Genomic DNA, 19,044 nt, shown 5'->3' with positions numbered 1-19,044 from the left:
ACTCCGCCTGCCGGGACGAGGGAGGATCCCGACGAGGGCGACGTGTGGGTGACCTCCGACCCCGACCCGGTAACCGGCGACTACCGGGCCACGATCGCCTGGGGCAGGGACCACTCCCGGATCCTCGACAAGGACGCGGCCCTCGCGTACGCCTCCACCATCTTCGACGCCGCCCAGCGAGCCGAGTACGACGCCGCCGTCGTCCGTCAGCTCACGACGCTCCCGGACATCGACGTGGACGCCGCCGTCGGTGTCCTCCGGGACGTCTGGGAGGACCGCCCTGACCTCGACAGCACGGCCATCGCGCCGATGCTGCTGCAGCCGGGTCTCAACAAGCGCGAGATGCGGCCGGGCATCGTCGTCCACCTGGACGACGGAGACAAGCCGAGGACGCTGGGTACCTGGACCGTGCAGCAGGCCCGCGAGCACGCCACGCAGGTCATGGAGACCGTGTGGGCGGTCGATCTCGACTCCGCGTACCTGCGGTTCCTGCGTGGAACGATGGACCTGGACGCGGGAACGGCGCGCGCCATGATCAGCGACCTCGCCAACCACCGCACAAGCTGACACCCGCCTCGGGAGCGGGCGGCCTCGAGGACACGCGCTTCTCGACAACGACCCGGGGCCAGGCGGATTCAGTTCCGCTGGGCCCCGGTGTCGTGTGTCAGGCGGCGGGGACGAGGGCGGCCACTGCGTCACGCAGCGCCGCCAGGTGCCGGTAGTTGATCTCCACCGCTCCGGAGCGGCCGCCGCCGGAGTCCACACCGTAGACCTGGCACGGTACCCGCAGCGCCAGGTGCCCGTCGGCCGTGACGGTGGCGTCGGACTTCCCGTTCCCGGGGCCTTCGGCTGCCCACGTCGTGTATGCGGGGTGCCGGGCCACCTGGTCGAGCGCGGACAGAAGGCCCTCGGTGCCACCCGGTGCGGTGAGCGTCCCGTCCGGAGCGGAATGCCACGCCCCGGCCCGCTCGGAGGCGGTCACGGCGCCTTCGCCCGCGAGTTCGCGGACGACTGCCCCGGCGTACGGGAGAGTGACGAGGTAGAAGCTGTGCAGACTTCCATCTCTCCTCCACCAGGGGGACATGTCCACCGTCGGGTCCAGAACAGTTCCCATCAGCCTCAACCTCCGGCTGCAGTGTCGTACGGCGTCAAATCTGTCAGTTGCTCGGACACATACTGCTCGTACGGCAGGGCTTCGGACCAGGCGTGCTGCTGTATCCGTTCGTGCCGAGAAACGGCGGCGGGGTCGTCGGTGGAGGCGAAGCCGAGGAACTGGTCATCGGTCCCGAAGGCGAGGAACACCAGCAGTCGCCGGTCGAAGATCCAGAATTCGCTTCCGGGGAGCTGGAGTTCGTCGGATCGTTGGCGTGGCAGGTAGCGGATGACCTCGCCAGCCGCGAGGTTGTGCGGCGTGACGGAGATCTCGAAGCGAAGGTAGTCGCTCGGAGGGTGGTCCACGACGCGGACTCGGCGCACGGTTCGGCCGTTGCCGGTCTGCGCCGTCATGAGGTCGAGCCAGTCCTGCAGCCACGCTGTGCCGGGGTCCTCGCCGGACAGCCAGGTATGGAACGGCTCGTCCTCCTCGGGGACGCCGTACGCGGTACGGGTCTCCAGGCGGAAGGCGCTGGAGGTGAAGTTCTCGAACAGGGACCGGAAGGCGCCGGGGTCGGTGTTGAGCAGGGGTGCGCCGTCCGGCCCGGCGGAGTGGAGGAGGGCCATCTCCTCGTAGGAGCCGAAGAGGGGCGGCCAGCCGGATCCGGGGCGAAGTGATTCGAAGGGAAGGCGGCCCGTGCTGAGGGAGTGACGAACGGCAAGGTTGTTCTCGGCGGAGGTGGCGAGCCATCCCGCGCAGGCAAGGTCTTCTCCACTCCCCGGCGATCCGAGGTGGCAGGCGAACATCGGCTGCTGCAGGAAGTCCCGTGGGAGAGGAGGGTCCGGCTGTTCGCTCGTTGAGCGGAGAGCGGCGAAGCGCTGGACAGTGAACTTGGCGGGCACGTCCCGGCGGAACGGGCACTCGTGGCAGGGGTAGGAGCGGCGGGGCAACGAAGAAAAATTCATGCGCTCAGTATATCTTTTTCTTATCTCAAAGAGGGTGGGGTTATGGTCCGCTGGCCATGGTCTCGGCGGCCGAGAACCACATGTCTGCCTCCTCCTCGGCGGACCAACCGGGCGCCTCGACGTCGTCCGGGGTCTCCCACGGCCGAAGCACCGGCGGAACGGGATCCTCCAGCTGGCCCTGGATCTGCCGCCACTGACGGTCCTCCGTGCACGTCGACCGCAGCCACGCCTGGATGGCGGCCAGCACGCGCCGCGGTTCGGAGGTCAGTGGGTCGAAGCCGTGCTCCACGCACCAGCCGTCGAAGATCAGCCAGTGCTCGGCGGCGGCCGCCGCCAGGCGCTGAGCCTTGTGCCAGGTGACGCCGAGGATCTCTTCCGCGAGCGCGCACACGATGCGCTGCATCGCAACGAAGTCGGCCGGGTCGCGCCCATCGATCAGCCTGTACCAGAGTTCGTCACGTCCGGGCTGGGCCACGGCTTCGGGGACCAGGCCGATCCAGTCGCCGGCCGCGAGGCAGTCCATCAGGTAGCGGGTGCCGACGTCCGGGAGTTCGTAGGCCCGGCCGTCGATGGTGAAGGCGAGGGGGAGCCCGGAGGGGCCGAAGGTCACTCCGCCTGGGCCGCCTTCGCGGCCGTACGGCGGCGCGGCTTGGCCGAGGTGGTCTTCTTCGTCGTCTTGCGCTGGCCGGTGGCCTTCTCCTCTGAGCGGCGCTCCTCACGGTTCGCTGCGGAGTCCTGCTCGATGTCCAGGCCGAGGGCCTTCATCTCCTCACGCATCTGCGGACCGTAGTGCTCTTCGACCTGGCGAGCGGCCCGGACGACGTTCTTGAGGGAGACCGGGTCCTTGGGGTCGGTGTAGCGGCGCTCCAGCTCGGAGGACACCTCGCTGGAGAAGGCGCCGTCGAGGAACTGGAACGCGCGGCGGACCATCTCCAGCGGATCGCGGGTGTTCTGCGAGGCCGCGAACTGCGCCCAGAGCACGTCCTTGGGGCACATCGCCTGGTAGACCTTCCCGCCGATGCGGATGGGGACGCTGGGGCGGCCCTCCTGCGGGGTGGTGTCCTCGTCCTCTTCGTCAGCGTCCAGCACGAAATCCGTAGCCATGACCGCGAGTTTACGTCCCGTTACGCACCGCGTCGGGGATGACCTCCACCAGCGCCTCCCACAGGAACGGCTGAGGCCGCTGCCCCTTGACCTCCGTCGCGTACACCACGTTCCCCCGGCCCCGCGGTGTGCGGCGGGGATTGCGGACCTCGAAGCGGAGCACCTGCGCACGCACCGGCCGGATCGGGCGCCCACGGGGACCGTAGATGCCCGTGCCCTCGTGCACGTAGCGGGCGTACTCGAGGGGAGAGCCGATGATCACCACCACGCGGTCCGGGCCCTGCACGTCGATCGCCATGGCCAGCGACGCCCGCAGCTGACCCTCGTCCACCGGGCAGCGCCGCTTCGCGGCATTCAGCACACGGTTCCCCAGCCGCCGGGCCTCCCGCACCAGCACCCCTCGGGGGCCGGTCAGGAACTCCCGCCACTCGGACTCGTTGATGCGGATCTCGATCTCGCTCACCAGCGGACTCCATGGGACGGGGTACGGGCGGGCGCCCCCGAGCGCAGGAGCGCGGGGGCACCGAGGGGCGAGGGGCGGTCAATCGCGGCGGCGCCGGGCGACGGAGGCCATCGCCCGGGTCTCGCGCTGCTCGCGGCGTCGGGCGCGGCGGCGGTGGTTCTTCCGGGCGTCGCCGGGGACGCAGTTCTTGCAGCAGGTCGGCAGGCGGTAGGCGCGGCCGGACATGCGGGCCATGGCGAGCCTCCTAGGGCTGATCCGATGTGTACCTTTTAAGTATACTTATACGCACACTCAAATACAATATCAGGAGGGGGTATTTACGAGTGGGGAGGGCACTCCTCCTCCGGAGCCTCCGACAGGTTCCCCGAGGCCAGCAGCGCCGACACGAACGACGTGCGCTCGACCCGCACCACCGACCCGACCGGCATCCCCACGCCGGCCATCTGCGTCTCCACCCGCACGCACACCTCAGCCATCCTCGGGCCTTCCTTCTCGTCGCGTGTTGTACCCGTATCCGTCGGCACGCTGTATGAGCCGGAGGTGACGGGCCAGCACGTCCAGGCGGCCGAGTGAAGTCGGCATGGAGTGCCGACCGTTCGAGCGGACCATGATGCGTCCTGCCCACGTTCCCTTCCACTTTCCGCGAGGGACCGTGGCGCGGGCGAGGTCGCCGGTGAAGAAGCCGTGCTGCTGCTTCGTGCGAGGACGTATGAGACGAGGGAATCCGTGACGGTCGGGAGTCGTGCGCTGGTAGGTGCCCCGGCAGGTGGCACGGACTTCCCAGACGGCGTTCGGGTGCTGGGTCACGCGGTCGAGACGGCCGACGCAGAGGGCGTCCAGCGTGTGTGTCTTCGGCAGGGAGTTGCGCTGCCGGTTCCACTTCGTACGGCCGCCGGAAGCCACGTGCACGGGGAGGCCGGTAGAGGTCAGGGAGCGCCACAGGGCCCGCCGTGTCTTGTTGACGGCGGCCGCGTCGCGGAGCGGTGCCTTGGCCTGGGCCAGGACGGCGCGGAGTCGCTTAGGTTTCCGGGACAGGAACTCGGTGACCGGCCTGTTGGTCTTGGCCTGGTTGCATGGCACGCAGGACACGACGAGGTTCGACACGCGGTTCGTGCCTCCACGGGAGACCGGATGTACGTGGTCGATGTTCAGCGGGACGCCGGAGGCTTGGCAGTACGCGCAGCAGCGGTCCCACTTGGCCAGCAGGTACTCGCGTACCTCGGTGCCTGCGAGAGTGCCGCGCTGGTACTCGACTCCCTGCAACGGCCGATCAGCTGCGAGGGCATGGAGGTCGAAGGCGACACGCTCGACGTGAAGCGCACGCACAGGTGCCCAGCGCCGGAGCCGCTTGGCCCAGGACACGGTCGTGTCGACGCGGTGCCGGTGGGACGGACTGAGCCAGCCTTCGCGGCGGCTTCGGTTGGAGTACCTGGGCGCGCGGTACCGGAGGTTCCGGGTGCGGCGCCCACGCCGGTATGCGGACCGCTGGGTCATGCGGTCGCGGATCTGCCCGCCACGGTGTGTCAGTTCGATCGCCAGCAGGCCACGGCGTTCCTCGGGCGCGGGAGCGGTGAACAGGGCGATGCCTGTGCGCTCCGCTCCGGGGTCGATGGCGACTTCGACTCCGCTGACGGTGGATTCGTCCGTCGTGCGGTCTCGGAGACGGATGACGAACGGGGCGTGCCGATGCACCACGGCACGGCCCTTGGACAGCAGCTTCCTTGCCCGTGCGGGACTGCACGGCTGCAAGGGACGCTTGTGCTTGTCGAGGACGAGCACGGATGGATGGGCCTCACGGCCCTGTTCTCCGTCCACCGCGTGAGCGGATTCCGGGTGACGTCCGGGCTGCCGGGTGCTGGCAGGCCGGATCTCCCCTCGCCTATGTCCCGCACCAGGTGCCGAGTCACCTCGGCGCCGGCGTCCCGTTTCGTCCCTGCTCCCGGGGTTGTCTGCTGACGTCGGTTCCAGAGCCTGCCGCTGAGGAAGCACGGCAGGGTGGGTCTTCTCGCTCGCGCGGAACGTAGCCAATCGAATGCACCTCCTTCTGGCGTTTCGCCGTGATTGACTCAGGCTGGTCACCCGGAATTCTTGGAATTCAGGAGCGGGTGACGCATCCACCGAAACCAAGGCCTTTTCTTTGGCCTCGATGCGCCTTGATCATATCATAAAATCGCAGGTCAGAGCGCCCTTTCGTGGCTCTCTGGTTTCTTTTTCTTAGAGTTCCACGAGAAGAGTGAGCGTCGATCCCGCGCATCCACCGGAAGGTCCAATCGGACGCCAAGCTTCAACTGAAACCAAGCGATCCACCAGCACATCACACGAATCAGTCGCATCTTGGAGCACCACCGCATCCGCGTACGCCGACAGCGCGTCCGCCGTCTGTTCCGCACCGGTCGGAGGCGTACCAGAGTCGTCCGGCATGCTGACGCACCGAACGACGCCGAGCTCGAACCGGGCCTGCCACTGGTCCACCTGGCAGCCCAGAGGCTTCCCTCCGGAGTTGAACGCGGTCTGCGACACCGGCCGCACTTCCACGACGCGTACCCATGCCTGTCCTTTCCTGGCACCGGTCTCGCAGTCGCAGTCGTCCCACGGTGGGCCGGTCGTCCCGTGGTATAGCGCAGCCCGGGTCACGGGCCGTCCTGCCTCGTCCAGTTCGGTGTTCAAGCATGCGAGGAGTCCGGTCGCGACCGGGGCCAGGAGCCGGAGGTCCTGGTGCGCCGGCGGCGGGTTTTCCTCGTCTGCGGGCAGCACGGAGTCTTCGGTCACCAGCCGGCTCCCGTCGTGCGGTGCTGAGGAAGATCAGGCGACCACACGGACATCGGGGACCAGTGCCCGTGCGGGTTGACCTGCGACAGCCACTGGTCCACCTCCGCCAGACCGACTCGGCCGCGGTCCAGGAACTCCATGGGGTCCGTCAGCGTGTACGTCAGCCCTTCCCGTTCCACGCTGGTCACGCGCTGCGGGAGCTTGCATCCCTTCCCGTTCTGGGCGCATTGCTTGTAATACTCGCAGGCCAGGACGCTTACGGCCCGCACGCCGCCTGGCGGGATCGGGCGGCCGCGCAGGTAGCGCACCGACCACGTGCCTGGGTCGCTGTCGGGCCGGTCGAGTTGCTGGCACTCGGGCCAGCACGCCCCGTCGGTGCGGATCAGGTACCGCTTCTCCTGCACCATCCACGCATCCGGAGGCAGCGGCTGCCCGTCGACCAGGATTTCCTCCACCTGGTGCACAGGTCCGGGCATGGCGACTTCGCAGATTGGTCCGCAGCCGCACGGACCGTCGTCGCAGCCGCAGCCGCCCGGGACGTTCGTGATGCTGCCGCCGCGCATCACGGGCGTCATCCACGCCACGTCGACCGGCGCCAGCGGGATACCGGTACGGCACTGCTTCCGGCACGGCCGCACCGTCTCCCGGCACAGCCCGTACCGGCCTGCGGTCAGCCGCCACATTGCTTCCGAGGCGATCTGCACCGCAAGCACATGGTCGGAGGTCCACTCCTCCGGGTCCTCCGGCCAGCCGCGGCAGCACGACGGCTTGATAGGCCACGGCTCGCACGGCCACTCCTCCGCCACAAGGCGGCTCCTCTCTTAGGGAACGTGCGGGAGGTGCGGCCGGTGATCGGCCGCACCTCCCGCAGACAGCCCTGCTACTTCTTCCGCTTGGTCTGGCTGCCCGAGGCGAGCGCCGTCGGAACGGTGCCGGACGCCTCGTTCGACGGCGGCGACTCGGCCGTGTCGTTGAGCGCGATCACCCGCCACCGGTACGTCGTCCCCGCAGTGAGCGGGCCCGGATCGGTCAGCTGCCGGTCCGACGCCGTGCTGGTCGAGGCGACCTCCGCGAACGTCCCGCCCGACGCGCCCTCGGCGCGCTCCAGCCGGAACCCGGTCACGTTGGTCCCGTCGTGCTCGTACGTCACATCGACGCCCGCCGTCGTCGGCTCCGCCGCCGTGGCCGCGTTCGTCGGAGCCACAGGACCCACCGCCGGAACGGTGCCGGACGCCTCGTTCGACGGCGGCGACTCGGCCGTGTCGTTGAGCGCGATCACCCGCCACCGGTACGTCGTCCCCGCAGTGAGCGGGCCCGGATCGGTCAGCTGCCGGTCCGACGCCGTGCTGGTCGAGGCGACCTCCGCGAACGTCCCGCCCGACGCGCCCTCGGCGCGCTCCAGCCGGAACCCGGTCACGTTGGTCCCGTCGTGCTCGTACGTCACATCGACGCCCGCCGTCGTCGGCTCCGCCGCCGTGGCCGCGTTCGTCGGAGCCACAGGACCCACCGCCGGAACCGCGTAGGTCTTGGTGACCGAGGCGACGGGGTTGCCCTGCGGGTACACCTTGATCGTGTACTCCTTGCCGCCCGCGGGGTACTGGTGCTTCACGTCGGAGGCGTCGGACGGGCCGATCTCCGACTTCCCGTCACCCCACTCGATCATCGTCGGGCCGCGGCCGCCGTTGTCGACGTTCATCACCGCTGTACGGCCGGACGGGTCCGCCGGATCCGCCGTCGGGTCGGACACGGTAGGCGTGGCCGGAACCGGGATGGACAGCTGCACCCGCGTGAGGTGCGAGGGCTGGTCGACGTCGGTGACAGTGATCGTGTAGTAGCCGTCCTGCTCGTAGGCGTGCTTCCGGCCGGTGCCGGAGTCCGCCAGGGTCTCGGGGTCGGTGAGGTCACCCCAGTCGATGGTGACCGGACCGTTGCCGTGGTTGTCCCAGTCGACCAGCACGGTGCGGCGGGTCGTGTCGGTCTCGTCCACCGCCACGGTGACGGTGGGGTTGTCCGGCGGAAGCGGAATGGTGATGTCGCGCTGCACCAGCACGGTCGGGGTCTGCTTGTCCCGCACTGTCAGGGTGTAGGTGTCCTGGCCGTCTTCGGGAGGCTCGGGGTACTGGTGCTCCACCAGGGCGCCGTCCTGCACGGTCTGGTCCGGGCTGCCGTCGCCCCACGTCACGAGCACGGGACCGAAGCCGTGGTTGTCCACGCGGAGGCGGACGGTGCGGCGGGGGGATTCCGTAGCGACACCCTCGATGGAGATGGTCGCCGGGTCGGGGATCGGGCGGACGACTTCCTGGCAGCCGCACTGCGCGGCTGGAGGGGCGAGGGTGACCACCCGCATCAGGTGGTCCTCGTCCGAAGCGATCGGCGTCATCAGCCGCGACGGCAGACCGTTGCTCATGATCACCTGGTACGGGCCCTTGCCCCACGAGGAGCCGGCCTGCGCCTTCCCCGAGAACTGCATCGTCAGCGCATCGTTCTGGACGGTGAAGTCGCCGGGGACGCCGCCGACGACGAACGGAAGCAGGAGGTAGCCCCACCGGCCCTGCCCGCCGCGGAGAAGGTCCAGGTTCCCGGAGTTCTTCCCGATGTCCGTCCACACCTCGAGGGCGTAGCCGGTGTCGCAGGTGAGCCTGTTCGTGCCGCGCCAGCCGACGACGTTACCGACGTCGTCCAGTTCCTTGCGCCAGGTGGGGTTCAGGATCGTCACCAGGTCCGGGTCGACCTGGCAGAAGTCGATGCTGACGTTGCGCCACTTCAGCTGCGGGCACGGAGCTTCGGTAACGCAGGCTTCGCCGGCGGCGTTCGTCTGGTTGATCTCCTCGCCGTCTTCGGTCTCTGCGCTCATCTCGACCTGGATGAACCCGGAGGAGGTGACCATGTTGCAGGGCCCGTAGACGGGGCGTCCGCCGCTGTCGAGGCGCGTGACGCGCATCCGGCGGCCCCGCACGAAGGACGGGCAAACCGTACCCATCGGCGTCTTCCTTTCGTTCGTGTGCTGGCCCGCCGTCCGGCGGCGGTACGGGAAAGAAGTGGTCGTGCCCGGCGGCGCCCTCGTGCCGCCGGACAGACCGGTTCAGGAGGTCAGGGGCCGGTGAGGTTCACGTCGCAGGCGGAGTAGAAGGCGTTGGAGGTGTCAGCGACGTCCCACACGGCGTAGAGCACGTGTCGACCGCCGCGCCCGGACGGGATGCGGGCCCAGTGCGAGACCTCTCTGCCGGAGATCTCTCCCTGCTGGAACTCGACGGTCAGCCAGGGCTCCGAGTCGAAGGAGGCTCGGGTGAGCTTCGCGGTGTGATTCCAGCCAGGCAGGGTCAGGTAGTAGTGGAACTTCGCTGTCGAGTGCGGTGCGGTCAGGTACCAACGGAACTGGTACAGGCACCCGGCCATGAGGTCGGTGACCGGCCACGGTTTCCCATTCGGAGCCCACACACCATCCAGCTCGGAGAACCGCTGGTTGGTCGCGGACGCGAGCTCGCCGTCGCGCGGACCGCCTGCAGGGAAGCCTCTCGGGCCTTCCACGGACTGCGGCTCGTACGAGATCGGGCCGCAGTCCAGACCGCCCTTCTGGCACCAGCGGGCGCGTGAGAGGGGAAACTCGGCGTACCCGTGCCGAGCGCCGTACTCCGAGGAAGGACGGGAGAAGACAGCGACGACCATGATCATGCTCCTTCCGGGAGGACGACGGCCTGTCGGGTGATCGGAGAGAGCTTCCAGCCGTCCTGGGCGTAGACCTCAGCGGTGTACTCCAAGCCCGGGACGAGGCCGGAGAACCGCACGGTCCGGCCGTGGCGACGCCCGTCCACCCGCTTCTGACAGTCGGGCTCGACCGACGCGAACCACGTGGAGACCTTGCCGTCCTGGCTCCAGGACAGCTCCACCTCGGTCGCGGACACCGCGCGCACCACAAGGTCGTGAGGAGCAGGCAGCGGAGCGGGAGGCTCCAGTGCGCCGTCCAGCGTGGAAAAGCACACTTCGGCTTCCGGGGACGACAGTTCGCCGCGGTGAGCGATCACCGTGACCGTGTACGCGGTGGAGGCGGTGAGGCCGGTCAGTCGGCGCCCGTTGTCGTACGTCGTCTCGCTCGGCCCGTCGTTCACGGAGCTCGTCCAGTGGTCCACGCTGGGGTCGTTGTTCCAGGTGACCTGGGCAGAGGTGGCGGTGATGCAGTGCGTCGCCAGATTCCTAGGCTTCGCCGGCCGGTTCGGAGGGTCCTCCGGCTCGGTGCGCATCCACCGCACTGCGCTCCACCGAGACACCATCTGGGGAGAGGCGCCGATGGCGCGGACCTGCACCCCGTACTGGGTGTAGGGCATCAGGGCCGTGAACAGCGCCTCGGGGCGATCAGTGTCGTCCTGGTCCAGTACGGACTGGTCCGAGTCCAGCAGCCGCACCCTCCAGGAGAAGGCTTCGGGGTCGCGGTCCCATGCGGAGGACACGTATCCCTGACCAGCCGCCGCCCGGCTGAATACGGGGACCGGGGGCGGTCCGGGAGGCTTGGGATCATCCTCATTCTCGATGGTCAGCATCCCGCGCCAGTTGACCGTGCACTTCACCCAGCCCGAGACCGACCCGCCGGGACCGGCCGTCCGCACCCGGGCCGTCCGCTCGTCGCCGTTCGGAACAGCGAAGAGCGTGCCGCGCGTCTCGGACAGCGGGTTGATGCCGTGGCTGAACTCGTGGTCCTCCTGGTAGCCGGTGGCGCCGGGCACAGGGTTCCATTCCAGGTACCACCGGCCGTCGCCACGGCTGTGCGCGCGGAACCCCTCCGGCTCACGTACTCGGTGTCCGCTGAGCGTCTGCTGTGTCAGTTCTCGGCAGCCCACGGCCACCGCCTCCCTTCACGCATGTCGGGGAGCAGCGGCGTGCGGACCGGTCATGCGCTGGGACCACGTCCGCCGCCCGGAGTGCTTACGGCCAGGGGTGGATGGTGGAGGACCAGCCGATGACTGCCTCTTAGGCCACGGGATCCGCTCTCTGGTCACGCCGGATGGTCCTCGGAATCGGTACTGTTCACGGTGGAGACAGTCCGGCTGGAGTCCTGCTCCGCTGCCAGCTCTGTCGAAGCCGACCTCGGCAGCCGGGGAAGGGTGGTTGGAACCGCAGCGGCCACGCAGGGGAAGTCCAGGACGTACATGCGCTCGGCCAGCAGCATCGTGTCGTTCGTCCGCGTATCCAGAGCACCCGTTGACCAGTCCGCCGGTTCGATCACCTCCGAGCGGCGCACGGTGACCGGCCGCGTCGCGTACAGCCACACCGCCTGGTCCGCCGGCCGTGCTGCGGGACCGGTGCCGGGGTAGCCGCCGCCGAGCGCCCACCGATTCCCCAGCGGGTCCTCCGCCTGAGGCCCACCGGTATCCAGCACCCGCAGCGACGTCAGCTTCGGCGTCAGATACCGCGGAGCATGGAGCACACCTAGCGAGCCCGGAGCCCCGGGGAACGGAGGCGCCGTGCCATCCGGGTAGGAGGAGGAGGCGGCCAGCCAGTGCTCCAGCAGGCCGACCGCCTCCTCCAGCTCGTGCGGAGTGGTCGTCAGCACCTCCGCGTTCCCTGCCAGCGACGGCGTGGTGCCCAGAGCACCAGTCCACAGCAGGTACTCGACCGCGGCTTCCTCACCGGAGGTGAGCCGCTGCCGGAGCTGTCGCCGCGCGTCGTCCTGCTGCCGCCCCAGCGACGGGCAGTTGTCCGCGACGTACAGCACGAACGGAGACGCCACGACCTGCGTCGTGGACCGCTCGGACTTCTTCTGCGGGTCGAACCCGGGAGGCTGCGCATCGCACGGCAGCGGATACCAATGCACCTTGTTGGTGCACACTGCCTCGTACTCGATCCCGCCGAGCTCGTGCCCGCGCACGTCGCTAAGGACCCGCGCGGCGGAGAACAGTCCGTACCGAGGTGCCTGCAGCACGGGCGCCTCCACACGGGCACGGGGCATCACAGGAGTCGTCACGCCACCACCCCGCTACGTTCCATGCAGCCCCTCCAGGACTCGCTCGTCACAGGTGGTCAGCTGGACTTCTTCGAAGTCCGCGAGGTGCGGGAGGCCGTCTCGGACACACCGGAGTCGGCCGAGCTGTCCTCGCTGGCGCTGCTGCCTGTCGTGGACAGAGCCATGGGGGCCGGAGGCTCGGAGCAGGCGACGATCTCCTGGCCGCCGGTGATGCCGTTCGGGCACAGCTGCAGGTTCAGCAGCCACGAGTCGCCGCAGCCGCGGGTGCACACCTGAACGCCCTCTTCGGTGAACAGCTTGGTGTAGGTGTTCTTCGCGAGCTTGCTGCTGTCGTAGATGCCGTCGAGGGTGATGACGTCCTGGGTGAGGGAGAACCAGGTGCCGGCGACGTAGAGCAGGATGCTTGCGTGCGTGGGCCACTGTGTGGCCGGTGTGGCGCCGCCGAAGAGGGTGGTGGTCTGGGTGCCGTCGGCCGCCATGCCGTAGGCGTCCTGCCAGTCCCAGATCCACTGCGGCTGGACGCCACGAGCGCGCAGGTGGTTGTCGAGCTGGGCGTCAGTGACGGACAGCATGTCCACGCCGTTCCGCTTGGACAGGTCCGCGCGCATGATCGGGCGCAGCCAGAACGGGGCGACCATCTCCAGCGTGGTGTTCCGCGACAGGCGGCGCCGGTAGCGGGCCTGTTCCACGAACAGCTCGACGGAGGAGAGGATGCTGGCGGTGGCGCCGGGGCCGTGCGGATCGCGCGTGACTTCGGTAGTCCCGGAAGGGAAGCCCGGAGACGGGATGTCGACGGACGTCGACCCGGCGACGATCCTGCTGATCTTCCAGGCATTCAGCCGGTGGGCATGGGCAGCGAGGGCCTGCTCCATGAAGTATTCGACCATCTCCGGCCAAGCGCGCTCCTGCAGCAGAGGAGACTCGATGCACAGCCCGTCGACCTCGAGACGGCATTCCTTCTCGTTGTCGACGCAGGGGATCGACCAGCAGGGCTTGTCGGGCATCTCGGCAGGAGGGGTGGGCTCGGGGTAGTGGAAGGAGCCCTTATTCGGGTCATCGCCGGTGCCGTCGGGCCAGAGACTGGCGTAGATGGTGGCGAAGTCCGGCGGGGTGTGGAACTTGATGCCGCCTCGGCGGGTGGACACCTCGGGAAGGTCGAGGAGACCCTCCAGCGTGGCGGTAGGGCACATGTCGTACAGCTGCTCGCTCGGCGCGCACCATCCGCCGGCCGCGACGAGGTTGCCGCCGGGCAGGTTGCGCTCCGAGCACATGCGCTCGACCAGCGAGGTGACGTCACCGGCCTCGCGCACGATGTCCTGGTGGGGCCGGTTGCGGCGCAGCGAGGCGATCGGGGCCTGCGCGGTCTTGCCCGGACCGACGCGGACGAGGGACTGCACGCGGTTGGTGAACGCCTCAGCCAGGGCCGGGATGCCCTCCAGCTCGGCGCCGATCGGGACGCCGGGGATGTCCGGAGCGGCGATCAGGGAGTAATGGGCGGCCTCACGGTTGGAGGGAAGCGTGGAGCCCGGGACGCCGCCGAGCGGAACTCGGCCGCGTCCTCCGGAGGCCGCAACGGCTTCCCTGCCGGAGGCCCCCGCGTCGACTTCCTCGTTGCCATCTCCGGTGCCGGCGTCGCCGGAGGGCTGTCCGGCCTCCTCCTCGGTCTGAGGAGCGTCGGGAGACCGGCCGGGGCCGGGTTCCGGCTCCTGGTCGTCGTTGTCCACCCCGAGGTCGTTGTCGGCCGCCTGACGGCTCGCCGCAGCCTCGGAGGCGTTCCGCATTCGCTCGGCGGCGGCGGCCGATCGGGCTTCGCGTTCGGCGGATTCGGCCTGCGCGGTGATCTCAGCGGTGGTGGCCTCGGCAATGCCGGCCAGGGCCTCCATCTCGTCAACGGTCTCGCTGGTCTGCTCGTCGGTGGTCTGGAGCTCTGAGAACCGGGCGGAGACGGCGTCGCTGACGGACGAAAGGTCTTCGTCGGCTTCGGCCAGGATTTCGCGTACGGCGCTCGACCGGGCGTCGGCGTCGGAGTGGTCGGAGAAGGCAGCAAGCAGTCGCTGCAGAAGCTCGTTCATGAGCTGGGGGCCTCCAGGGCACGTCGTGACGTGCTCCCGGCCGACCGGTCCAGCGGAGCTACAGGCCAGCGTAGCCGCCTTGCTGGTCAGGAGCGAAGTAGAACCGCCCACGGGTGCCGAGCGCCCAGAGCCGTATCCGGCTGCGCGACGTTGCAGGTCGCCGGCGGCGGTAGATCGCTGTGCCCGTCTCGCGATCCCGTGGGCCTCCGTCCGGGCTGCCCGCCCGCAGGCCGGTGCCGGAGACTCAGAGCGCAGCACAGAGGCGTTCTCGGGGTGCCTGGAGGGAGTCTCATGGGGTGTCGGGGGGAGGTCTCCAGTGCCCTACTCCCGCCTTGCCTGGGTCTGCCCGGATCCGGCGCCCGTCGCCCCAACGACAGCCGCTCACAGCCCTCCTGGAGCCGTCAGCGGACCCACTGTCCCGGAGCGCTGCAACGACGCCTCGCGCGTGCGCGTCCTGTGGTTGCTGTTCCTACCTGAGGTGGTTCCTCAGCCACGAGGCACAGCAACCAGTCCATGACATAGGCATGGTTCAACGAAGTGGTGCGCGAAGCGCAGAACCATGACTGGCTGGATGGTCCAGCGCATCCGGGGCGCTGGCGGGGGGCGGCTGGGGGCGAGGAGCCCCCAGCAGGAGATGAGAGTGCGGAGCACGCGACATCTGTGTGCCTCCACCGTCTGTGTGGGTAGAGGTCTGTGTACCTCATCTCTATGTACTTCCCGTCTATGTACTTACGCCGCGCAGTTTTCTGCGCAGGCCCTACGCAACTTCTTGCGCACCCCCTACGCAGAAAACTGCGCACCCCCTGCGCACGATCCTGCGCACCCCCCTGCGCAGAAAGCTGCGCAGGGGGGATACCGCTACCCCTGCGCAGCTTTCTGCGCATCCGGTGACCTGCGTAAACGCCTGGTGGCCCCTCCGGGAATCCGGAGGGGCCACCAGGCGGGGTCTGGGATCAGCGCTCGCGCTGCTCGGGCGGGTAGAAGTAGGTGCGGTACTCGTTCGTCGTGCGGCTCCCGTCGTCACGGGTCCTGTTGATCACTGCTACCGCCCCGGCGTCCTTGAGCCGGGAGAGCGCGTTCTCCACCGTCCGGCGGGAGACGCCCATCTCCTCGGCCACGGTCTTGATGCCGGGAAAGGTGGCCTCCATGCCGCCGTACCGCGCCCGCAGGAAGTCGTACAGCCACACCTCCTTGCGGCACCGGACGATCACCCACAGAGGGGTCATCGAGTAGCCCTGCGGGACCTCGTGCCGAATCGGAGCGCCCTCGAGGGAGGAGGACCGTTCGCCGTCACTCATCCGGCACCAGCTCCCCTCGGTCGCAGGAGGCGGCGGCCCGGGACTGCCGGTGAGCGGTATGGGCGGTGCTTCTCATCTGTGTCATGGACGTTCCTTACGTCTCTGCCTCTCAGGTTCAACCCACCGCACTCGCACTGCCCAGGGCCGCGGGTTACCCTCGAAGCGCCGATCGAGAAGAACGACCCCCACCGTTGCCTGCCACAGCATCCGGGGGTCGTTCTCTCTGTGCGCCACCGGCCGGAGCCGGCGATACCCCAGCGGCCCGTCGTGCCGAACGAAGGGCCGTGGGAAGAGAGAGAGCCGGAAGCGCGTTCTTACACCGCAGTCCCTCCTTCCGGGACGTCCTCGGCCGCGTGTTCGGGAGGCCGGGTGTTGATCACGATGCGGTTCGGGAGACGCTGCCCCGTCACGCTGGCCTGATGGTGGATGTCGACCGCGCCCGCCTTCGCGAGGTCCGCGAGGTGACGCTGCACCATCCGAGGAGACAGGTGCAGCAGCCGAGCGAGGTCCGGCAGCGCGTACCCGTCTATGACCTGACCGTCGCCGGAGAGAGCCGTCAACCGGGCGTATACCCAGGACGAGACGCCCCTGCAGCGATCAAGCACCCACAAGGGCACCGTCACGCTCTGTGGGTCCATCGTCGCCACGGACGTGTGCTTCATGCCCGACGCTCCCTCCTCGATTGAGTGATCGTCACGACGGCAGAACCATACGCCACATCAGTCACCAGGTGACTGATGTGGCGTATGGCAATTCGAGTATCCGCAGGACGGCCACAAGCCGCCCATGCACGTGACATCCACGCTGTGGTGGAAGATGTTGCGACCAGGCACGTTGAAAGCATCAAGGGCGTGTTGCTGCAGGACAGTCAGCCCGATTCCTCGAGTTCGGCAAGAACAGATGCGACGAGAGCACCGGGATGCGGAGTCGCATCGGTCACCGTCACGAACGTTGGCGTCACGACGATGGAACCGTCACCGAGTGGTCGCTCCTCACGCACACGGTGCACGGACCAGCCGCTGTCGCCGCGGGACAGGTTCCACTCCTCGCCCTCGTGGTCGAACACCACGGAACATCCGCAGCCGAAGTCCTCGTCGTCCTCGTAGGCGTCCTCGGCATGTGCTGTTTCCATGCGGGCGGCCGGGAGCAGGCCGCAGACGGCGGCCAGCGTCTCGTGGCAGCCTTCGGGCAGACTCAGCCGGGACGGCCACTCCTGCAGGCGCCTCACCAGGAGTGGCCCGGACCGGGCCGTTGATACCTCGATCTCAGCAGCCAGGTCCTTGGCAAGGCGCAGAGGGCAGCAGTCGCCGTCGGCCGGAGCCGAGGCTTCACCGCGTCCGATGACCGTCTGCAGGACCTCCCCCAGCTGCACGAGGGCCTGGGCGCCGGAATGGAGTTGGGCCAGGGCGGCGGAGGCGACCTGCGCCGCCTGTGCCGGGGTGTAGAGGGACCAGGGGCGTTCAAGGGCGGAGGCGAGGGCCTGTCCACTCTCGGCGGCGGCCACGGCCACGTTCAGGGTGTCCTCGGGCTCGGAAACACCGAACTCGATCAGGGAGCGCAGTTCGTTGAGCTGGTCAGCGCCGTACTCCTCGTCCGCGAGGGCGTGCCAGGCCGTCAGCCACGCCGGCTGCGACTGCTCGGGATGCGTCATCGGGTGATGCTCCTTGCGTGAAGGGGTCTGGGGAACGGTGCTGGCGCCGTCTCCCGGAAGACCCGGGAGACGGCGCCAGCCGAAGGAAGGTCAGAGAATCCGAAGGGCGGACCGCGCCGCTCCCACGATCGGGATGGTCTGGGTAAGGGTGGCCTCCCATTCTGCGAGGTCCGTGCCACCGATGTGCTCGCAACCGGAGATGTACGCCGCGCCCTCGCCCTCCTTCGGCAACAACACGGTGTAGGCGGAGCCGTGGTGGGAAACGTCGGTGCGCACGCCGAGGTTCGTGGTGAGCCAGCTGGTCGACTGCGCGGCCTTGCCGAAGATGGCTGCCAAGTCCGGGGTCTCGCTCATGTTCCGCCCTCTCTGCTGGGGTTCCGTGCCTTTCCTTGTGCCTTTATTCTATTTTATTGCACACCTATATGCAATATACAAGGGAGGTATTTTTGGGTGGATTACACGAACAACGGAACCGACCGGTCGGCCGCCAACCGCAACAGGTACGCCTCCGCCGCCTCCTCACCGACGTGCCGCCGCAGCGCATCACCACGCCGCCACGTCAGCGGCCCCTCCACCGCTTCCAGCTCCCGCGCCCGAGCCACCACATCACTGATCGGCAGCCCGTGCTTGAAGTCGTGCCCGATCCGCGCCTCCAGCGCCACATACACCTGCGGGTGCGCCAGCCCCAGCGCGAAGCACACCCGAGCCGCTCGCACCAGCCACTCTCGGCCAGCGATCACGCACAGCGCGCACGACAGCCGCTCCAGACCCGCGTCATACACCTCGTGGTACTCCAGCCCACGCTCCGCGATCTCCCGCCACACCTCCGCCTCAGACAGCCGGTGCACCACGTTCCAGGCCAGCACCATCCGCCGGCCGCTCGTCGCCCGCTCGTCCAACGCGAGCCGCGGCCTCCCTGCACGGAACGGCGACTCCGCCGCCCGAATACCGAAGACGTTCAGCACCACCGCCTGCTCGTCCAACCCGAGCGCGTCCACCACCGCGGTGATCTCCGGTGCCGCCGCGTCCCGCTTGAGCCGCGCCGTACACAGCCGACGAGCTGCATCAGGCCACCGCCCGCGCTCGGCCACCATCCCCGTGAACCCGCCATCGGCCGCCACCGTCACCAGAGGAAGCCCGTACCGCGCAGCCTGACGCCGCGCCAGCTCCTCCACCCCAGGCCACTCCGCGTCCTCACCGAGATGCGCGTGCACCACCACCAGCTTCTCCACGCACCCAGCCGAACGGGCAGCCTCGACCGCCCGGTCCAGAGCCACCGCCGAGTCCTTCCCGCCGCTCGACTGCACACAGACCGCGTCCGCCGCCCGCATCAGCTCCACCGGGCCGTCGGCCAGCCGGTCCAGCACCACGCCCGTCACCCGCCGCCGGTCACCCGGCGCCGGCCACCGCGAGAGAACCGGGCGCAGCCCGGCACGGCGGGAGGCCGCGGTCTCAGCCCGGCGCCAGGCACGTTCGACCTCGCGCCACGGCACCACGCCGTCCTCTCCAGCCCGCGCCGTCTGAACGGCACGCCGGTACGCGGCCGCAGCCGCCCCCGCCCGCCGCACGTCGTCCAGGACTCGCAGAACGTCACGTGTCCGCATCGTCATCACTCCCCAAGAGGAAAAGGGGGACGTGCCGCTGGGGTGCGGCGGCACGGCCCCCTTCGCAGG

General features: G+C 69.0%; 21 protein-coding genes. 1 reads left to right on the top strand and 20 read right to left on the bottom strand.

Features of this window, described 5'->3' with window-relative positions:
* Positions 1 to 48: 48 nt before the first annotated feature.
* Positions 49 to 567 (top strand): hypothetical protein, encoded by a 519-nt coding sequence (locus ACL06G_RS15495; RefSeq protein ID WP_412836144.1) that lies wholly within the window; start codon positions 49 to 51, stop codon positions 565 to 567.
* A 97-nt stretch (positions 568 to 664) separates the two neighbouring features.
* Here ACL06G_RS15495 and ACL06G_RS15490 read toward each other — a convergent pair whose 3' ends face one another.
* The 20 genes from ACL06G_RS15490 to ACL06G_RS15395 all read right to left on the bottom strand — a co-directional run bounded on the left by ACL06G_RS15490 (position 665) and on the right by ACL06G_RS15395 (position 18,975).
* The gene (locus ACL06G_RS15490; RefSeq protein WP_412836143.1) at positions 665 to 1,114 is read right to left on the bottom strand and encodes a hypothetical protein; all 450 of its coding nucleotides are present in this window, start codon (positions 1,112 to 1,114) and stop codon (positions 665 to 667) included.
* Positions 1,115 to 1,119: 5 nt separating this feature from the next.
* Positions 1,120 to 2,058: a DUF6879 family protein gene (locus ACL06G_RS15485; RefSeq protein ID WP_412836142.1), complete on the bottom strand. Its 939-nt coding sequence runs from the start codon at positions 2,056 to 2,058 to the stop codon at positions 1,120 to 1,122.
* Between the two features lie 40 nt (positions 2,059 to 2,098).
* Positions 2,099 to 2,668 (bottom strand): hypothetical protein, encoded by a 570-nt coding sequence (locus ACL06G_RS15480; protein WP_412836141.1) that lies wholly within the window; start codon positions 2,666 to 2,668, stop codon positions 2,099 to 2,101.
* Positions 2,665 to 3,162 carry a hypothetical protein gene (locus ACL06G_RS15475; protein WP_412836140.1) on the bottom strand — a complete coding sequence of 166 codons (498 nt, stop codon included), beginning with the start codon at positions 3,160 to 3,162 and terminating at the stop codon, positions 2,665 to 2,667. The genes ACL06G_RS15480 and ACL06G_RS15475 overlap by 4 nt, the downstream gene beginning before the upstream one ends.
* 10 nt (positions 3,163 to 3,172) lie before the next feature.
* Entirely contained in the window at positions 3,173 to 3,625 is a 453-nt protein-coding gene (locus ACL06G_RS15470; protein WP_412836139.1) for an HK97-gp10 family putative phage morphogenesis protein, read from the bottom strand.
* Between the two features lie 78 nt (positions 3,626 to 3,703).
* The gene (locus tag ACL06G_RS15465; protein WP_412836138.1) at positions 3,704 to 3,859 is read right to left on the bottom strand and encodes a hypothetical protein; all 156 of its coding nucleotides are present in this window, start codon (positions 3,857 to 3,859) and stop codon (positions 3,704 to 3,706) included.
* An 83-nt stretch (positions 3,860 to 3,942) separates the two neighbouring features.
* A complete protein-coding gene (locus tag ACL06G_RS15460) occupies positions 3,943 to 4,101 on the bottom strand; it encodes a hypothetical protein (protein WP_412836137.1) in 159 nt (52 codons plus the stop codon).
* On the bottom strand, positions 4,094 to 5,440 hold the full coding sequence (gene iscB, locus ACL06G_RS15455; RefSeq protein ID WP_412836136.1) for an RNA-guided endonuclease IscB: 1,347 nt from the start codon (positions 5,438 to 5,440) through the stop codon (positions 4,094 to 4,096). Before iscB ends, ACL06G_RS15460 begins: the two co-directional genes overlap by 8 nt.
* Before the next feature lie 399 nt (positions 5,441 to 5,839).
* Complete coding sequence (locus ACL06G_RS15450) at positions 5,840 to 6,394, bottom strand: hypothetical protein (RefSeq protein ID WP_412836135.1); 555 nt, start codon at positions 6,392 to 6,394, stop codon at positions 5,840 to 5,842.
* The gene (locus ACL06G_RS15445; protein ID WP_412836134.1) at positions 6,391 to 7,200 is read right to left on the bottom strand and encodes a hypothetical protein; all 810 of its coding nucleotides are present in this window, start codon (positions 7,198 to 7,200) and stop codon (positions 6,391 to 6,393) included. Before ACL06G_RS15445 ends, ACL06G_RS15450 begins: the two co-directional genes overlap by 4 nt.
* A gap of 74 nt (positions 7,201 to 7,274) precedes the next feature.
* Complete coding sequence (locus tag ACL06G_RS15440) at positions 7,275 to 9,374, bottom strand: fibronectin type III domain-containing protein (protein WP_412836133.1); 2,100 nt, start codon at positions 9,372 to 9,374, stop codon at positions 7,275 to 7,277.
* A gap of 110 nt (positions 9,375 to 9,484) precedes the next feature.
* Positions 9,485 to 10,060 (bottom strand): lytic polysaccharide monooxygenase, encoded by a 576-nt coding sequence (locus tag ACL06G_RS15435; protein ID WP_412836132.1) that lies wholly within the window; start codon positions 10,058 to 10,060, stop codon positions 9,485 to 9,487.
* 2 nt (positions 10,061 to 10,062) lie between these two features.
* On the bottom strand, positions 10,063 to 11,226 hold the full coding sequence (locus ACL06G_RS15430) for a fibronectin type III domain-containing protein (protein WP_412836131.1): 1,164 nt from the start codon (positions 11,224 to 11,226) through the stop codon (positions 10,063 to 10,065).
* Between the two features lie 155 nt (positions 11,227 to 11,381).
* On the bottom strand, positions 11,382 to 12,308 hold the full coding sequence (locus ACL06G_RS15425) for a hypothetical protein (protein ID WP_412836130.1): 927 nt from the start codon (positions 12,306 to 12,308) through the stop codon (positions 11,382 to 11,384).
* A gap of 98 nt (positions 12,309 to 12,406) precedes the next feature.
* A complete protein-coding gene (locus ACL06G_RS15420) occupies positions 12,407 to 14,422 on the bottom strand; it encodes a major capsid protein (protein ID WP_412836129.1) in 2,016 nt (671 codons plus the stop codon).
* A gap of 953 nt (positions 14,423 to 15,375) precedes the next feature.
* Complete coding sequence (locus tag ACL06G_RS15415; RefSeq protein ID WP_412836128.1) at positions 15,376 to 15,720, bottom strand: GntR family transcriptional regulator; 345 nt, start codon at positions 15,718 to 15,720, stop codon at positions 15,376 to 15,378.
* A gap of 314 nt (positions 15,721 to 16,034) precedes the next feature.
* Positions 16,035 to 16,382 carry a hypothetical protein gene (locus ACL06G_RS15410; protein WP_412836127.1) on the bottom strand — a complete coding sequence of 116 codons (348 nt, stop codon included), beginning with the start codon at positions 16,380 to 16,382 and terminating at the stop codon, positions 16,035 to 16,037.
* Positions 16,383 to 16,588: 206 nt separating this feature from the next.
* Positions 16,589 to 17,371, bottom strand: coding sequence for a hypothetical protein (locus ACL06G_RS15405; protein WP_412836126.1), 783 nt, complete (start codon positions 17,369 to 17,371; stop codon positions 16,589 to 16,591).
* A 90-nt stretch (positions 17,372 to 17,461) separates the two neighbouring features.
* Positions 17,462 to 17,725, bottom strand: coding sequence for a hypothetical protein (locus ACL06G_RS15400; RefSeq protein WP_412836125.1), 264 nt, complete (start codon positions 17,723 to 17,725; stop codon positions 17,462 to 17,464).
* 101 nt (positions 17,726 to 17,826) lie between these two features.
* The gene (locus ACL06G_RS15395) at positions 17,827 to 18,975 is read right to left on the bottom strand and encodes a phosphoadenosine phosphosulfate reductase domain-containing protein (RefSeq protein ID WP_412836124.1); all 1,149 of its coding nucleotides are present in this window, start codon (positions 18,973 to 18,975) and stop codon (positions 17,827 to 17,829) included.
* Positions 18,976 to 19,044: the final 69 nt, after the last annotated feature.

Origin of the sequence: Streptomyces callyspongiae, assembly GCF_047200695.1 — a bacterium.
Lineage (GTDB): Bacteria > Actinomycetota > Actinomycetes > Streptomycetales > Streptomycetaceae > Streptomyces.
This window is presented reverse-complemented; position numbering and strand designations above follow the sequence as displayed.

Bases quoted from the DNA above. Each gene is read 5' to 3' on its own strand.
- ACL06G_RS15460 (WP_412836137.1), bottom strand. From the start codon at position 4,101: ATGGCTGAGGTGTGCGTGCGGGTGGAGACGCAGATGGCCGGCGTGGGG.
- ACL06G_RS15400 (WP_412836125.1), bottom strand. From the start codon at position 17,725: ATGAGCGAGACCCCGGACTTGGCAGCCATCTTCGGCAAGGCCGCGCAG.
- ACL06G_RS15440 (WP_412836133.1), bottom strand. From the start codon at position 9,374: ATGGGTACGGTTTGCCCGTCCTTCGTGCGGGGCCGCCGGATGCGCGTC.
- ACL06G_RS15485 (WP_412836142.1), bottom strand. From the start codon at position 2,058: ATGAATTTTTCTTCGTTGCCCCGCCGCTCCTACCCCTGCCACGAGTGC.
- ACL06G_RS15435 (WP_412836132.1), bottom strand. From the start codon at position 10,060: ATGGTCGTCGCTGTCTTCTCCCGTCCTTCCTCGGAGTACGGCGCTCGG.
- ACL06G_RS15490 (WP_412836143.1), bottom strand. From the start codon at position 1,114: ATGGGAACTGTTCTGGACCCGACGGTGGACATGTCCCCCTGGTGGAGG.
- ACL06G_RS15395 (WP_412836124.1), bottom strand. From the start codon at position 18,975: ATGCGGACACGTGACGTTCTGCGAGTCCTGGACGACGTGCGGCGGGCG.
- ACL06G_RS15420 (WP_412836129.1), bottom strand. From the start codon at position 14,422: ATGAACGAGCTTCTGCAGCGACTGCTTGCTGCCTTCTCCGACCACTCC.
- ACL06G_RS15415 (WP_412836128.1), bottom strand. From the start codon at position 15,720: ATGAGTGACGGCGAACGGTCCTCCTCCCTCGAGGGCGCTCCGATTCGG.
- ACL06G_RS15405 (WP_412836126.1), bottom strand. From the start codon at position 17,371: ATGACGCATCCCGAGCAGTCGCAGCCGGCGTGGCTGACGGCCTGGCAC.
- ACL06G_RS15465 (WP_412836138.1), bottom strand. From the start codon at position 3,859: ATGGCCCGCATGTCCGGCCGCGCCTACCGCCTGCCGACCTGCTGCAAG.
- ACL06G_RS15475 (WP_412836140.1), bottom strand. From the start codon at position 3,162: ATGGCTACGGATTTCGTGCTGGACGCTGACGAAGAGGACGAGGACACC.
- ACL06G_RS15410 (WP_412836127.1), bottom strand. From the start codon at position 16,382: ATGAAGCACACGTCCGTGGCGACGATGGACCCACAGAGCGTGACGGTG.